Source organism: Rhodococcus sp. NPDC060176, assembly GCF_042728675.1.
In the GTDB taxonomy this organism is placed as follows: Bacteria; Actinomycetota; Actinomycetes; order Mycobacteriales; family Mycobacteriaceae; genus Rhodococcus_F.
Window position 1 is genome coordinate 577,279 of the sequence record NZ_JBHWYS010000001.1, and the last position, 14,245, is coordinate 591,523.

The 14,245-nt window shown below is 61.8% G+C and carries 14 protein-coding genes; 8 read left to right on the forward strand and 6 right to left on the reverse strand.

Annotation, left to right across the window (positions count from 1 at the left end; translation table 11 throughout):
• Nucleotides 1–78: 78 nt before the first annotated feature.
• The 4 genes from ACFWEM_RS02665 (at nt 79) to ACFWEM_RS02680 (ending at nt 4,394) form a co-directional block, all read left to right on the forward strand.
• Complete coding sequence (locus ACFWEM_RS02665) at nt 79–1,248, forward strand: DUF4185 domain-containing protein (protein WP_378447416.1); 1,170 nt, start codon at nt 79–81, stop codon at nt 1,246–1,248.
• A 22-nt stretch (nt 1,249–1,270) separates the two neighbouring features.
• Nucleotides 1,271–2,533 carry a LuxR C-terminal-related transcriptional regulator gene (locus tag ACFWEM_RS02670; RefSeq protein ID WP_378530907.1) on the forward strand — a complete coding sequence of 421 codons (1,263 nt, stop codon included), beginning with the start codon at nt 1,271–1,273 and terminating at the stop codon, nt 2,531–2,533.
• 149 nt (nt 2,534–2,682) lie between these two features.
• The gene (locus ACFWEM_RS02675; protein ID WP_378530909.1) at nt 2,683–3,771 is read left to right on the forward strand and encodes an S-(hydroxymethyl)mycothiol dehydrogenase; all 1,089 of its coding nucleotides are present in this window, start codon (nt 2,683–2,685) and stop codon (nt 3,769–3,771) included.
• Nucleotides 3,768–4,394, forward strand: coding sequence for an MBL fold metallo-hydrolase (locus tag ACFWEM_RS02680; protein WP_378530911.1), 627 nt, complete (start codon nt 3,768–3,770; stop codon nt 4,392–4,394). The genes ACFWEM_RS02675 and ACFWEM_RS02680 overlap by 4 nt, the downstream gene beginning before the upstream one ends.
• Nucleotides 4,395–4,443: 49 nt before the next feature.
• On the opposite strand, the gene ACFWEM_RS02685 is transcribed toward ACFWEM_RS02680, so the two are convergent.
• Genes ACFWEM_RS02685 through ACFWEM_RS02705 form a run of 5 tightly spaced genes read right to left on the reverse strand, consistent with a single transcriptional unit; the run spans nt 4,444 to nt 9,312 of the window.
• Nucleotides 4,444–5,418: a phosphotransferase enzyme family protein gene (locus tag ACFWEM_RS02685; RefSeq protein ID WP_378530913.1), complete on the reverse strand. Its 975-nt coding sequence runs from the start codon at nt 5,416–5,418 to the stop codon at nt 4,444–4,446.
• Between the two features lie 45 nt (nt 5,419–5,463).
• Nucleotides 5,464–6,318, reverse strand: coding sequence for a GNAT family N-acetyltransferase (locus ACFWEM_RS02690; RefSeq protein ID WP_378530915.1), 855 nt, complete (start codon nt 6,316–6,318; stop codon nt 5,464–5,466).
• Between the two features lie 44 nt (nt 6,319–6,362).
• Nucleotides 6,363–7,445: a PDR/VanB family oxidoreductase gene (locus ACFWEM_RS02695; protein WP_378530917.1), complete on the reverse strand. Its 1,083-nt coding sequence runs from the start codon at nt 7,443–7,445 to the stop codon at nt 6,363–6,365.
• Between the two features lie 32 nt (nt 7,446–7,477).
• Nucleotides 7,478–8,362, reverse strand: a complete 885-nt coding sequence (locus tag ACFWEM_RS02700; protein WP_378530919.1) for a metal-dependent hydrolase — start codon at nt 8,360–8,362, stop codon at nt 7,478–7,480.
• Nucleotides 8,359–9,312: an alpha/beta fold hydrolase gene (locus ACFWEM_RS02705; RefSeq protein ID WP_378530921.1), complete on the reverse strand. Its 954-nt coding sequence runs from the start codon at nt 9,310–9,312 to the stop codon at nt 8,359–8,361. Before ACFWEM_RS02705 ends, ACFWEM_RS02700 begins: the two co-directional genes overlap by 4 nt.
• 145 nt (nt 9,313–9,457) lie before the next feature.
• Between ACFWEM_RS02705 and ACFWEM_RS02710 the strand changes: the two genes are divergently transcribed.
• Nucleotides 9,458–10,054 carry a TetR/AcrR family transcriptional regulator gene (locus tag ACFWEM_RS02710; protein WP_378530923.1) on the forward strand — a complete coding sequence of 199 codons (597 nt, stop codon included), beginning with the start codon at nt 9,458–9,460 and terminating at the stop codon, nt 10,052–10,054.
• Between the two features lie 79 nt (nt 10,055–10,133).
• On the opposite strand, the gene ACFWEM_RS02715 is transcribed toward ACFWEM_RS02710, so the two are convergent.
• Nucleotides 10,134–10,625: an Lrp/AsnC family transcriptional regulator gene (locus ACFWEM_RS02715; protein WP_378530925.1), complete on the reverse strand. Its 492-nt coding sequence runs from the start codon at nt 10,623–10,625 to the stop codon at nt 10,134–10,136.
• Between the two features lie 92 nt (nt 10,626–10,717).
• Between ACFWEM_RS02715 and kynB the strand changes: the two genes are divergently transcribed.
• The 3 genes from kynB to ACFWEM_RS02730 are packed head-to-tail and all read left to right on the forward strand — an operon-like array spanning nt 10,718 to nt 14,242.
• Nucleotides 10,718–11,494: an arylformamidase gene (gene kynB, locus ACFWEM_RS02720; RefSeq protein WP_378530927.1), complete on the forward strand. Its 777-nt coding sequence runs from the start codon at nt 10,718–10,720 to the stop codon at nt 11,492–11,494.
• Nucleotides 11,491–12,756: a kynureninase gene (kynU, locus tag ACFWEM_RS02725; RefSeq protein WP_378530930.1), complete on the forward strand. Its 1,266-nt coding sequence runs from the start codon at nt 11,491–11,493 to the stop codon at nt 12,754–12,756. The genes kynB and kynU overlap by 4 nt, the downstream gene beginning before the upstream one ends.
• 52 nt (nt 12,757–12,808) lie before the next feature.
• Nucleotides 12,809–14,242 (forward strand): amino acid permease, encoded by a 1,434-nt coding sequence (locus ACFWEM_RS02730; RefSeq protein ID WP_378530932.1) that lies wholly within the window; start codon nt 12,809–12,811, stop codon nt 14,240–14,242.
• The last annotated feature ends 3 nt before the right edge of the window (nt 14,243–14,245 follow it).

The window sequence follows — 14,245 nt, forward strand, 5'->3', positions numbered from 1 at the left end:
GTGTTCCCGTGGGTGGATGAACCGATCCGGTCGAGCAACACCTCGTAGAGTCCGGATCTCCCCCGCGAAAGGGGAGCGATGCGCCGGATACGGAAGATATCGACAGCAGCAGTGACGTGTGTACTCGCGTCGACCGCGGTCTTGGGGGCAACCCAAGCGCATGCATCCCCGTGGGATTGCAACGTCACCGGCAGCTTGGATCAAACAGGCGGGCCGACCAATCCGATTCCCTGGCTCAACGGCACGGATGGCAAACTGCCGGAATTGCAGGGCCGCACCTCGGCGGTCGAGTACATCACGGGCGCGCTCAGCCCCAACCAAACCGTCGAGCGGTTCAACGTTCTCGGCACGGATCTCGGCATCATGTGGGACAACGGTGCAGGTCAGGTCCTGACAGCTTTCGGTGACACCGTCGGTATCGGATCTGATCCCCTGTGCTCCGGGGTGGTCGGCGACTGGCGCAGCAACGTTCTGTTCCGTAGCTCGGACGGAAATTTGTCCGACGGCATGAACATCGACTCCTCACCGACCGACCGGCCGAATCACTCACGCGAGATCATCGGAAGTCTGAAAGTCACCGGCGTCGAAACCAGCAGCATTCCGACGACGGGTATCTCGGTTGGCGGCGTTCAGTACGTCAACTACATGTCGATTCGTTCGTGGGGAGGGTCGGGCGAGTGGGTCACCAACTTCTCGCAGATCGCGTCCTCGCACGACAACGGTGAGACCTGGCAGATCGAACCGGCCTCGTCCCGGCCGAATCTGCCGTTGACGGGTAACGACAACTTCCAGATGGGCTCCTTTGTCAAAGACGGTGGTTATGTCTACAACTTCGGTACCCCAGCTGGACGTTTCGGCGAGGGACGACTCTCGCGGGTGAAGGAAGCCTCCATCGCGGACGTCGCGGCGTACGAATACTGGGACGGAAAGGCGTGGGTCCCCAACAATCCCGCTGCCGCGGCGGTAGTTCTCGACGGGGATGTCAGCGAACTGTCGGTGCAGTACAACAACTATCTCGGCAAGTTCGTCGCGATGTACTCCAACGAGTGGGGAGCGCTGGTGCTGCGGACGGCCTCGGACCTGACCGGACCGTGGAGCGCACCGGACGTCGTGATCGGCACCGACGCGGTTCCGGGACTCTACGGTGCGTACATGCACCCCTGGTCGCAGGGGCAGGACCTCTACTTTCTCGCTACCACGTGGTCCGACTACAACGTGATGCTCATGAAGACCACGCTGCACCAGTGAACCGGATGGTTATCGTTGAACGGTGAGCACCACCGACAATGCGCTACTGATCACCGCCCTTCGAGACGTGTTGGTGGGACCACTTCCCGAAATCGGCCGACGATTTTCGACGCTGATCGCGGATATGGTGCCGCACACCTCTCTGGTGATCTTCACCCGAGAGTGCACCGGTAGGCCGCGCAAGGTTGCCGGGGATCCAACTGTCGTCGATCGTGTGACCATCGCCGAACTCGACCGTATCCGTACAGATCTCACTGTCGGACAGATCTTTCGGGGAAAGTGCGCTATCGCCGGCCGTGACCGTGAAGTGCTCGCGATGCTCGATCGAACAGACACCCTCCTCTTGCTGACGCCGCACCCCGGACCGGTGAAGGCGGCATCCCTCGAATTGATCCAGGCACTGTTCGCGGTGACTGCAACCGGAATTCAGCTCCAGGTCCGGAACGCGAGCCCTGCGTATCTCGCCGAGTCGCGGGCAGCGTCGTCCGAGCGGGCACGCACCGTCGCAGAGATGACCGAGGTGCATGCGGCCACCCTCGAGACGATGCTGGCGACGCTGCGCTCGGCTGATCTCGACGACACACGAGCGCGAACCTCGGCAAGGGAGACTGCGGCCTCGGCTCTGATCGGCCTGCGTTCAGCCGTCGACGTGCACCGCGAGTTGGCCGAAGAGTCGACCACCACGGCTTTTGCACGGATGCGTGGGGAATTGCGTTCGCTGCTCAAGCATCGGGAAATCGCGTTGGAGTTGGTGGAGCCACCCGTCGACGGTCGCGGTCTGCCCGGCGAAGTGGCGCACGGCGCCCGAGCAGTGGTTCGCGGCGCGGTCTTGGCCTTGTCGGATCAGCAGACGCTCTCGCGTATCCGGGTGGCCTGGACCCTCGACGCGGCCTCACTCTCGATCGACATTCGCGACGACGGCGGCGGTGAAGCCGACGTGGTCGATGTGGAACGTCAATTACGTTCTCGGGTAGAGACTTTGGGTGGAACCGTCGAATCCGAGTCGACGCCTGGGTGGGGGAATCGGATCAGCGCAACCATCCCGCTCGACGCCCCCGTCGCCCTACCGAATCGCGACGTCCTCACAGAACTGGCACCGCGGGAGTTCGAGGTACTCGAGCATCTGGTGGCCGGACGGCGCAACAAGGCGATCTCGGAGCGACTCGGTGTCAGTGAGAGCACAGTCAAGTTTCATGTTGCCGGGGTCCTGCGGAAATTGGGCGTCGAGAGTCGGGGCGCGGCCGCCGCCGCGGGCGCCGAGGCCGGCGTGAAGCCCGCGCCCTAGTCCTTTCGGCTAGGTCGGTCAGTCAGTTCGACCAGGGTTGCGGGCACCTGCTTCGGGCTAACCTTTCAACGAGTGCACATATCGCAATGTGAAAACACGGCGTCATGTGACGACACGTCCTCAAATCGCACGAAGCCAGGAGCAAAGCCATGCCACAGCAGGTACGCGGCGTCATCGCCCGATCCAAGGGTGCCCCCGTCGAAATCGTCCCCATCACGATTCCCGATCCCGGCGCCAACGAGGTAGTGGTCGCCATTGCAGCGTGCGGTGTGTGCCACACCGACCTGACCTACCGCGACGGCGGAATCAACGACGAGTACCCGTTCCTGCTCGGGCACGAGGCGTCGGGCATCGTCGAGAGCGTCGGCCCCGGTGTCACTCACGTCGAGGTGGGCGACTTCGTCGTCCTCAACTGGCGTGCCGTATGCGGGCAGTGTCGTGCATGTAAGCGTGGCCGCCCGCAGTACTGCTTCGACACGTTCAACGCCGAGCAGAAGATGACGCTCGAAGACGGCACCGAACTGACGCCGGCACTCGGCATCGGCGCATTCGCAGACAAGACGCTGGTTCACGAAGGCCAGTGCACCAAGGTCGACGCCTCGGCCGATCCGGCTGTTGTCGGACTGCTCGGTTGCGGCGTCATGGCCGGCATGGGCGCCGCGATGAACACCGGCAACGTCGGACGCGGTGATTCGGTGGCCGTGATCGGTTGCGGCGGCGTCGGCGACGCAGCGATCATGGGTTCACGGCTGGCCGGTGCCAACACCATCATCGCGATCGACCGCGATCCCCGAAAGCTGGAGTGGGCCAATGAACTTGGTGCCACGCACACGATCAATGCCACCGAGGTCGACGACGTCGTCGAGGCGGTCCAGGAGCTGACCGGAGGTTTCGGTGCCGACGTGGTTGTCGACGCAGTCGGCCGCCCGGAGACGTGGAAGCAGGCGTTCTACGCCCGTGACCTCGCGGGAACCGTAGTGCTGGTGGGAGTTCCGACGCCGGACATGAAGCTGGAAATGCCACTGGTGGACTTCTTCTCGCGCGGCGGAGCCCTCAAGTCGTCGTGGTACGGCGATTGCCTGCCCGAGCGTGACTTCCCCGTTCTGGTCGACCTGTACCAGCAGGGGCGTCTGCCGCTCGAGAAGTTCGTCAGCGAGCGCATCAAGCTCGACGAGGTGGAGAAGGCATTCGAGACGATGCACCGCGGCGAGGTCCTCCGTTCGGTGGTAGTCCTGTGACATTGCGTGTGGATCGTGTAGTCACTTCGGGCACGTTCAGTCTCGACGGCGGAACGTGGGACGTCGACAACAACATCTGGCTGATCGGTGACGACAACGAAGTGGTGATCGTCGACGCAGCTCACACCGCGCAGCCGATCATCGACGCTGTCGGCGGACGCAAGGTGATCGGAATCGTCTGCACCCACGGTCACAACGATCACGTCACGGTTGCGCCGGAGCTGGCCGAGAAGCTCGACGCTCCGATCTACCTGAACCCGGCCGACGATGTCCTCTGGGAGATGACTCACCCCGGGGTGAAGCATCTGAGCTTGGAAGATGATCAGCGTATTGCTGTGGCGGGCACGGATATTCTGGCCATCCACACACCCGGCCATTCGCCGGGGTCGACGTGCCTCTACCTGCCCGAGGCGGGGGAACTGTTCAGCGGCGACACCTTGTTCTCCGGTGGACCCGGCGCAACGGGGCGGTCGTACTCAGACTTCCCGACCATCATCGGGTCCATTCGCGACAAGCTGTTCGCGCTCCCCGCCGAGACCAAGGTTCACACCGGTCACGGCGACGGCACGACGATCGGTGTCGAGGCACCGCACCTCGAAGAATGGATCCGCGCCGGATCCTGATGTGATCAGATCGAAAGTGGGGACGCCGGTACCGGCGTCCCCACTTTCGTCACAACGCGGAGGCCCAACCGGCGGTGTCGTTCTCATCGGGGATCGCCATCAGGCCGTGCCACAGCTCGAGGATCTCGAACCATTCCGACTCGGATCGGCTGAGGGGACGGACGGATTCGTAGCCGGCGCGCAGGCTCTGCCGTACCGCCATCGGTGTCGGTCGCCAATCGGTGAACAGGGTGCCCAGATAGACGCTTGCCTTGGCCAGGTCGCTCACCCGGTGGTCGATCACCACGTCGTCGAAGTCGAGTAATCCGGTGGTCCGAGAGTTTCGAGTCAAGATGTTGGCTGCACGGAAGTCGTTGTGTACCAGTTGAGTTTGGTCATCGAGCTCGGTCGCACGCGCCAGGAGGCCCACGAGCCTACGCGTTGCCTCAGGCGCAAACCCGCGGTCGAAATTCTCCAGCCAGCCACCGATGCGCTCCTTCAGTCCGGTGCTGCGCGACGAGAACACCGATCCGTCGACATGGGTGGCGCCGAGCGTTCGGTGTATCTCTGCCAGACAGGCTCCGGCCGACCGGACCGCCGAGTGGTCCTGCACGTCCAACCAATCTCCCGCCAACTCCGGCAGTACGGCGAATGACACTGCGCATGATGGGCCTTCCAGTTTTTCCCGGACCAGCAGTGTTTCCCGGTCCAATCCGTTCAGGGACGTGATCGGCGACGGAACGGGCACGCCCTGCGCGGCGAGTGCGCTCAGCAGGCGCGTCGACGCCTCCAGGTTCGCGAAGTGCTCTGTGGCTCGCGACCACTTCACCACCAGCCCACCTCGGTCGCTTGCAACCCACACAATCGCGTTCTGGTCACTGATCGCCATTCGCGAGCACTCGAGGGCCGTCAATCCCCAAGTCTGCTCGAGTACCGCCGAGACCCAACGGGTGGCTGCGCCAAAGCTGTTGAATCCGAATCGCTCTTCCAGCGCAGCTTCCGGCTCCACCGTTTCCCAGAGCATGGACAACCCCAGCGGCAACATACTTCGACCTTAGTTGGTGATCTCCGCTGATTGTGGACGATCTCCTCACGCCTTGCGGGAGCTCCTCGACGACCCGGCTGTGCCGATTCCCGAACGTATGCGCACGGTTCGCACGATCTCGTCGAACAGCAAGGGGATCGGGTCGAATGCCACGACGAGCATGATCGCGTCTTTCGGGCCGAGGGTGGCCTGCATCCAGCTGTCGACGGAGTCTTGATCTGACGTGGGCCGTTCGGTCCAAAGGCCGTTCTCGGTGTGTTCGTAGGCATTTTCGATGATCAAAGTGTTCGGGTCGAGTCGGTCGAGCTGACCCAGGTACGCTGCTGCGTCCTTCGCGATTCGCTGGACGCGATCGGGAATTTCGGTGGAGATCGGCGACGGATATGCCTTGTCGAGTCCACCTGCGCCTGCCGACCACGCGCCGTAGACGATGGGGTTGGCTGTACGCATGACCGCATACAGTCTGCGCGGCGCCGATTCAACGATTGCGCTACGCAACAGTTCTCGCCAAATTGCGCTCGAGAGACCTGACCCTTGGTAGTTCGGGTGCACTCCCGCCGAGTTGGCATAGAAGCATGACCGTCCGCCGAATTCTCGTTGATTGCTTGCGACCCAGGCTGCGGGAGTACCACTCGCATCGAGCACGACGACCAGACCCTTGAGGTCATCAAGTTTGGCATCGGAGAGCCAGTCGCTCCAGAACTCCGGGGCTGTTCCGGTGAATGTTTCGACCGCAACCGGGACGAAGTCTCTGCGAAGGATTTCCCGGCCGCCGGGCGACAATTGTTTGGCCACGTTTGTCCAATGCAGGCCGGTGAAGCCGGGGCGAACTGCGAATCTCTTGGCGCCGGAGGCTAATTCCGGCGGGCAAAGTGGTGTGACGGAATCGGACGTCGACATGGTTGGTCAGCCTCTCACGCTGGGCTTGGATTGATCAATCACGGTTACAGTTCGATGGTGAGTTGGGCGGAGTTGGCTCGATCGGTGCAGATGAGCATGGTGTCTGGTTCGTCGAGGAACGCTGATCGTCCTCGGCGGTCGACCTCTCCGCTGATGACCCGTACTCGGCACGTGCCGCAGAATCCCTGCTGACACGAGTACCTCACATCGGCCCTTGCGGTTCTTATTGCAGCGAGCGCTGACTGGTCCGCGGCGACGTCGATCGAATCCGTGCTGTGGGCAAATCGGATCTCGAAGGGCTTTCCCCCGACAACAGGTTCGGGGATGAATCTCTCGAAATGCAGCCCGGCGGAGCCTGTTCGGTCGAATTCGGCTCGAATGTCGGTCAGGAGGGCCGGCGGGCCACAGAAATAGACGGACGTAGCTGGGCCGGCGTGTGTAAGCAGTTCTGCGGCCGGGCGGCGCGGGCCGGTGAGGATCCGGACCCGGTTGGAGTCCAATTCGCTGATCTCGCCCAGAAACGGCATGGACCGGGTGTCCCGGCCGAGGTAGGTCAGATGCCAATCGACATACGACGACGCCGCGGCACGCACCATGGGCAGAATCGCGGTGATACCGATGCCTGCGGCGATGAAGGTGACGCGGGAGATGTCTGCTCGTGCCAGGTGCGGGTACGCGAAGGGAAACGCGTTTCGAGGGCCGCCTCCGGTGAGTGCGGTACCCGTAGTCACTCGATCGTGAATCTCGGTCGATCCTCCTCCGCCGTCAGGGATCCGGCGGACCGCGATCCGGTAACTACGCGTATCGGTGTGATCGCCGCAGAGCGAGTACTGCCTGATCGTTCCCGAAGGGAGCGTCAGATCGATGTGTGCGCCCGGGTACCACCGCGGCAGGACGCTCTCGTCTGCGGATTCCAGACGCAGGCTCCGCACTCCGTCGGCCTCGAGGTTCGTCTCTGTCACTACGAGGTTCAGTTTTCGGTCGACGGGGGTGGGTTCGATGATCCGTACCCGGCTGGTCACGGCGGAGTATCCGCGGATCAGGGACTGCAGGCCGGACATCAGTCGGTCAGGTTTGTGTGGTCGGCGCAGGGACGCAGGTACGGGTGGGGGACTGAATCGGGTCATTCGCGTACTCCAGATCGGGCGGTGTGCGTTACTCAGGCGGCGGCGCGAGCTGCCGGTGACGAGGCGAGGTAGGCAACTGCTTGGCTGGTCGAGCCGTACCGCGACGGGTGGTAGCCGGGGCGGAAGTACTCGAAGAACATCCGTGTCAGGCTCCACGGACTTGGCATCAGGCCCTTCTTCATCGCCAGGCGAACATCGCGGAGCTTGATCCGCCGGGTGTTTCCGCCGAGCGCAGGATCCACTGACATCATGTAGCGAATGCCCCGCACCCAGAGAATGACGAGCATCGGTGCAGCGATTATCCAAGTACGTACTCTTCGCAGGTAGCCGCCGTCGAGGTGGGTGAAGAGGTCGAACGCCACATGGCGGTGTTCGACTTCCTCGGCCAGGTGCCAGCGGAACAGATCGAGGACTTTCGGGTCGAGGGTTTTGTCCCAGCCTCGGGCGTTGAGCCCCCAATCCCCGAGGTAGGAAGTGAAGTGTTCGAGGGCGGCGACGAGAGCGACACGTTCGAGGAGCCAAGACTGGGCTTTGCGTCCGGTGAGATCACGGTCGCCTAGAAGGCTGCGGAACATCCACCGGATCTGCTCGACGAACGGTTCGGTGTCGAGTCCCTCGCCATTGAGATACTCGAGCAGCGATTGGTGTGCCGAGGAATGTGTCGCTTCCTGGCCGATGAACCCGATCACGTCCGCGCGAACGGCGTCGTCCTTGATCAGGGGCAGTGCTTGTTGGAAGACGTCGACGAAGAACACTTCGCCCTCGGGCAGGAGCATGTTCATCCCGTTTGCCAGGTGCGTAGCGAACGGATTGGCGTCGAAGTAGTGCATCGGCAGCCCGGTCCAGTCCCAGGACACGTTTCGGGCTGCGAGGGCGACCTTGTCTGCGTCTGTGTCGACGTCGGTGTGTGCGCTCATCGTGGTTCTCCGTTCGATTCGGTGGTTTCTTCTGCGTGCTCCCGGGCGAAGGACCGCACGAGATCGGCAACGACTGTCGGGTTGAACAGAGGTATCCAGTGACCGCCGTCGACGGAGTGAACCCGTGAATCGGCTGCCCAGCGACCGATGTCGACTTGGCTTGCGGGAGTGATGAAGATGTCCCGACGGGGAGCAAGAACCTGTACGGGTAGATCAGTGGTGCGCTGTTGCGGGCGAAGCAGGCGCGGAAGCAAGTTTGCGGTGTAGATCCGGAGGGCGTTGCGATTCTCGCGTGCGCGGTGCGCCGAGACGGCGGCGGAAGGCGTTGCCTTGTCGGAGCTCGAAGTTTCGAGACGCGAGGCCAGAGTGATCGTGCGGTCGACCAGGCCTAGCCGGCACGCCAGCGGAGCAATCCACGGGAGCTGGAAGAAGCCCATGTATATCGGCGACTTCCACTGTCCCAGAATGTCTTTCCAGCCGGCGGGTCCCGCTGCGAGGCGTGACCGTATCCAATAGGGAACGTGATCGAGGCAAGGTCCGGAGATCGAGGTCAGCGACGCGAAGTGGTGCCTCTGTGCTGAAGCGGTGGCGGCATGCCAGGCCTGCACAGAACCCCAATCGTGCCCGACCAGATGCACCGGACGCCCGGGCGAGACCTCGTCGAGTACCCGACCGATGTCGTCTGCCAACTGGTCGAGTCGATAGTCCCTGATCCGGTTCGGGTGCCCGGACGCTCCCGAACCTCGCACGTCGAAAGTCACCACACGCATCGTCGACGCGAGTTCGCTGGTCACTCCGTCCCAGACCTCGTGGTCATCGGGAAATCCGTGCACGCACAGAACTGTCGGCCCACTCGGGTTCCCCCGCTCGAACACTGCCAGTCGTACCCCGTCCGAGGCTTCGACGAACCGTGTCGCCACGCGAGGAAAAGGTTGGTTCAAGGCTGTCATGTGAAGTCCTTCGTGGATGTGACGGCGGGGTGTACCCGAGCGCCTCGGCCATGTATATGTGAATGGCAGTAACGTATTCTGGATAAGATAGTAGACTGATCGTGCTACCGCAAGGGTCGGTCGCTGAACCCGAGGATGGATACTCATGACACCGAGTCCGCGAGAAACACCGAGTCCGCGAGAACGGCTCATCGCAGGCACGATCGCCCTCGTGCGGGAACGCGGCGTTGCCGGTACGGGAATCACCGACTTGCTGGCTCGGAGCGATACCGCTCGGCGCTCGGTTTATCAGAACTTCCCGAGGGGGAAGGCACAGCTCGTCGAGGAGTCCACGCGGGTGGCCGGGCAGCTGATGAGTTCGATCATCGCGGAATTCACCGCGACGGACGGTCCTGTCGAGAGTCTTGTCGCCTTCGTTCAGATGTGGAAGGACACACTGGAAGCCAGTGATTTCACCGCCGGATGCCCGATCGTCGCTGCGGCACTGGGTGGCACCGAGGCTCCCTTGGCGCCGGCAGTTGCCGCGGAGGTATTCGACGATTGGATGAACCTGCTTGCCGCGCAGCTCGAGCGCGCGGGGGTAGGTGAGTCCGTGGCCCGATCACTTGCCGCGACGACGGTGTGCGCGATAGAGGGCGCCGCGGTCCTCGCCATCTCGTCGCGATCGGTGCGTCCGTTGGATCAGGTTGCCGTGCATCTCGCCGAGCTCGTATCTCTACATCTGGGCGAGCTTCGCTCGTAGAGTGTTCGAGAATCGTTAGACGGGGTGTTCCTCGGCCACCCTTGTTTCAATCTTGCTGTCGTTCAATCGCCCCTGTTGTTCAATCGCCCTGTTGTAGTTCGCTGAAGATCAGGTTGGTCTGTGTGTTGGCGATGGCCGGATCGTTGAGGTGCGCGCTGACGAAATCGCGAAGCCGAGTAGGGGATTCGCACGACACGTGCACCAGAAGATCACGGTCCCCACTCATCAGGAACACTCGCTGAACGGAATCCAGTCCGCTCAGGTGCTCGGCAATTTCCGTCATCCGACTCCTGGCGTGGGAGTGAATCAGAATCGACACCATCGCCGAGATCTCGAGGCCGAGTAGCTCGAGGTCTATGTCTGCGTGAAACCCCTTGATGACGCCCGATTCGCGTAGAGCGCGCATCCGCGCCAGGGCGGTCGACGGCGCTATCCCGACCTTCTCGGCGAGTGCATTGTTGGGGATGCGTGCATCCCGGACGAGTTCGCGGAGAATCGCCGTATCGACGTCGTCGAGCCGAACATGATTCGGCCGCGCCGCGGCAGCTGCCCGTTCGATCGCATTTATCATCCGATTTCTCCCTGTCGTCGCGAAAATATTCAGCAACTATTGACCGCGCCCGTTGATGATTCTAGCTTTTGCCAAACACATCGAATTATCAAATGGTCGAGATCAGCACAGTCGACTGTTGCGACGAAGGGGTCTGGATGCTTCCGAGGATCGGCCGACACACGGGCGACGGACACGCGGGCGACTGGGTGGCACGGGTGATCGACATCAGCCCGCCGATCTCCGAATCGACGCCCGTGTGGCCAGGCGATACTGCCTTCACCCGCGCTGTCACGTCAGACCTCGGCGGCAGCGACGCCGTCACGATCAACCGAATCACCACCACTCCGCATATCGGTGCTCACGCCGATGCCCCGGCGCACACTCGCATCGACGGCGCGACCATCGGTTCTGTCCCCCTCGAGCCCTATCTCGGCGAAGCACTGGTGGTCGACATGACGGGGGTCGACGGTGCCGCCCGCATCAGGCCCGTCGAAGAGACGGTGGAGCGACTCGGCGGCCATCTGCCGCAACGGCTGATTCTGAGGACGTACCCGAAGTACCCGCGCGAGTGGGACAACGACTTCGCCGGTGTTTCTCCGGAGCTGACCCACTGGTTCGCCGACCGCGGTGGAGTTCTGATCGGAATCGACGGCGCCTCGTTCGATCCGATGGACAGCAAGACCATGGACGGGCACCACGCGGCAAGCGATCGTGGCGTCGCGATCCTCGAAGGACTTTGCCTCGACGACGTCGACGAAGGCTACTACGAGTTGATCGCCCTGCCGCTGAAGTTCCTCGACCTCGATGCCAGCCCGGTACGCGCCGTGCTCCGGACTCTGCCTTCATCACTTTCAACGCCGACACATGCAGGAGAAGAATCGTCATGACATCGACAACCACCCTTTCGTTGGAAGACTGCGTCAAGGTGGACGCAGTGGATCCCCTGAGGGAGTTCCGCCGCGAGTTCGCGATTCCAGAGGGCGTCCTCTACTTCGACGGAAACTCGCTCGGCGCGCGTCCCATTGCTGCACAGGAATACGCCGCGAGAGTGATCGGCGACGAGTGGGGCAACGGCTTGGTTCGCAGTTGGAACGAGGCTGGATGGTTCGACCTCCCTGTTCGCCTCGGTGACAAACTTGCCCCGTTGCTGGGAGCAGGTGAAGGCGAAGTGGTAGTGACGGATTCGACGTCGATCAACCTGTTCAAGGCATTGGCCTCCGCACTGTCCATCGCGGCTGCGCAGGATCCCAGCCGGAAGGTGATCGTCTCCGAGCGAGACAATTTCCCCACCGACCTCTACATTGCGGAGGGCATCATCTCGCTGCTCGATCAGGGATACGAACTACGCCTGATCGACCAACCGGGCGATCTCACCGAAGCAGTAGGACCGGACACCGCCGTAGTGATGTTGTCGCACGTCAACTACCGCACCGGAAACCTGTATGCGATGACGGAAGTCACTGCAGCAGTGCAGGAGCGTGGCGCGCTCATGATCTGGGATCTCGCACACTCGGCTGGCGCCGTCGCTGTCGACCTGGGCGGCGCCGACGCCGACTTCGCAGTCGGGTGCACGTACAAGTATCTCAACGGTGGTCCAGGTTCGCCTGCATTCATCTGGGTCAACCGTCGTCATCAGAACACCGGAATCCAGCCACTGTCCGGGTGGTGGGGGCACGCGCGACCGTTTGCGATGGAGTCGGCCTACGAACCCGGCGCAGGAATACGGCGCTTTCTGAGTGGTACTCAACCCATCACGTCGTTGTCGCTTGTCGAATGTGGTCTCGACGTCGCGCTCAAAGCTGACATGGCCGACATCCGGAGCAAGTCGCTCGCGCTGGCCGATCTCTTCATCGACCTCGTCGAGGAGCGTTGCGCTGCCTACGGTTTGGAGTTGATCACGCCACGTGAACATGAGCGTCGTGGATCGCACGTGAGTTTTGTTCATCCCGAGGGTTATTCGATCATGAAGGCTCTCATCGCGCGGGGCGTCATCGGCGACTACCGCGAACCAGGAGTGTTGAGGTTCGGTATCACTCCGCTCTATCTCGGCTACGCCGACGTGTGGAACGCCGTCGACGTGTTGCGAGACATCCTCGAGAACAAGTCCTGGGATCGCCCCGAATTCCGCGAGCGCGACGCAGTCACCTGATTCTTCCAAGTTTCCGCGGACCGGGAGGTACCGCCTTTCGCAAGGAGCTTTCATGAGTGATTTCAAAAACATTCAGCAGCGAGAATCAGGTCTCAAACGCGAACTCGGCCCCAAGCAGATGAGCATGATCGCGCTCGGCGGTGCAATCGGCACCGGACTCTTCCTCGGCAGTAAGTTCGCCATCGGATTTGCCGGCCCGAGCGTCATCATCAGTTACGCGATCGGTGGGTTGATCGCCCTGCTGCTGATGGGTGCTCTCGCCGAAATGACCGTCGCACATGCGACATCGGGTTCGTTCGGTGCGTACGCAGAGTTCTACGTCGGACCGTTGATCGGCTTCCTCGTTCGCTATCTCTACTGGTCGTGCATCGTCCTCGCTGTCGGTACCGAGGTCACCGCTATCGGTGAATACATGCAGTTCTGGTTCGCCGACGTACCGTCGTGGCTGTGGATCGTGTTGTTCTCCGGAGTGCTGATTGGGGTGAACATGTTCAACGTCAAGGCTTTCGGAACGATGGAGTACTGGTTCTCGACGATCAAGGTCTTCGCGATCGTGGCGTTCATCGTGATGGCAGCGTATGTCGTGTTCGGTAGTGGAAATCCTGACTATGGATTCCACAATTACACGTCGGGTGGCGGATTCTTCCCGAATGGTTTGTCCGGCATGTGGTTTGCCGTGATCGTATCGATCTTCAGCTACTTGAGCATCGAGATGATCGCCATTGCAGCCGGTGAGGCGGAAAACCCGGCAGTGGCGGTGAAGAAAGCATTCCGTGTGACGATCGTTCGGCTGTTCGTCTTTTACATTGCAACGCTTGCCTTGATACTGGCAATCGCTCCGATGGACAAGATCTTGAGCGGCGGAAGCCCTTTCGTCACGGTGATGCAGGTCGTGAAGATTCCGGGCGCAGACAGCGTGCTGAACTTCGTGGTGATCATTGCCGCACTGTCCGCGATGAACAGTCAGTTGTACGTGTCTTCGCGCATGATGTTCTCGCTCTCACGCGCCGGTGACGCACCGGCAATTCTCGGCAAAGTCCGAGCCAACGGCTCACCGGTCAACGCCTTGTTGCTGTCGACGTCGGGTATCGCCGTCGCGACAATTGTCTACGTGCTCTTTCCCGAGCAGGCATTCACCTTGATGATTTCGTTGTCGATGTTCGGGGCTATGGCGACGTGGCTACTGATCTTCGTGACGCACTGGTTCTTTCGCAAGCGGATGAAAGAGGACGGAACAAAGCTCTCCTTTACGATCCCGTTCTTTCCCGTGGGGACACTCCTCGGCGGTGCCCTCATGGTCGCGATTCTGATCACCACGTTGTGGGTCGACGATTTCAAGATGACGCTGGTGTTCGGAGTTCCGTTTGTCCTGGCCGTGATCGGCATCTACTACTTCACTCGATCGCGTCGGGCGCAGAGTCGAGCAATAGATGCCGACCAGATTCAGGACGAGGTCACGGGGACCGTCGTCAAGCGAGTTCCCTGACTC

Excerpts from the sequence above, each read along its gene's own strand:
- ACFWEM_RS02665 (WP_378447416.1), top strand. The coding sequence starts at position 79 with ATGCGCCGGATACGGAAGATATCGACAGCAGCAGTGACGTGTGTACTC.
- ACFWEM_RS02675 (WP_378530909.1), top strand. The coding sequence starts at position 2,683 with ATGCCACAGCAGGTACGCGGCGTCATCGCCCGATCCAAGGGTGCCCCC.
- ACFWEM_RS02685 (WP_378530913.1), bottom strand. The coding sequence starts at position 5,418 with ATGTTGCCGCTGGGGTTGTCCATGCTCTGGGAAACGGTGGAGCCGGAA.
- ACFWEM_RS02690 (WP_378530915.1), bottom strand. The coding sequence starts at position 6,318 with ATGTCGACGTCCGATTCCGTCACACCACTTTGCCCGCCGGAATTAGCC.
- ACFWEM_RS02695 (WP_378530917.1), bottom strand. The coding sequence starts at position 7,445 with ATGACCCGATTCAGTCCCCCACCCGTACCTGCGTCCCTGCGCCGACCA.
- ACFWEM_RS02700 (WP_378530919.1), bottom strand. The coding sequence starts at position 8,362 with ATGAGCGCACACACCGACGTCGACACAGACGCAGACAAGGTCGCCCTC.
- ACFWEM_RS02705 (WP_378530921.1), bottom strand. The coding sequence starts at position 9,312 with ATGACAGCCTTGAACCAACCTTTTCCTCGCGTGGCGACACGGTTCGTC.
- ACFWEM_RS02710 (WP_378530923.1), top strand. The coding sequence starts at position 9,458 with ATGACACCGAGTCCGCGAGAAACACCGAGTCCGCGAGAACGGCTCATC.
- ACFWEM_RS02715 (WP_378530925.1), bottom strand. The coding sequence starts at position 10,625 with ATGATAAATGCGATCGAACGGGCAGCTGCCGCGGCGCGGCCGAATCAT.
- kynB (WP_378530927.1), top strand. The coding sequence starts at position 10,718 with ATGGTCGAGATCAGCACAGTCGACTGTTGCGACGAAGGGGTCTGGATG.
- kynU (WP_378530930.1), top strand. The coding sequence starts at position 11,491 with ATGACATCGACAACCACCCTTTCGTTGGAAGACTGCGTCAAGGTGGAC.
- ACFWEM_RS02730 (WP_378530932.1), top strand. The coding sequence starts at position 12,809 with ATGAGTGATTTCAAAAACATTCAGCAGCGAGAATCAGGTCTCAAACGC.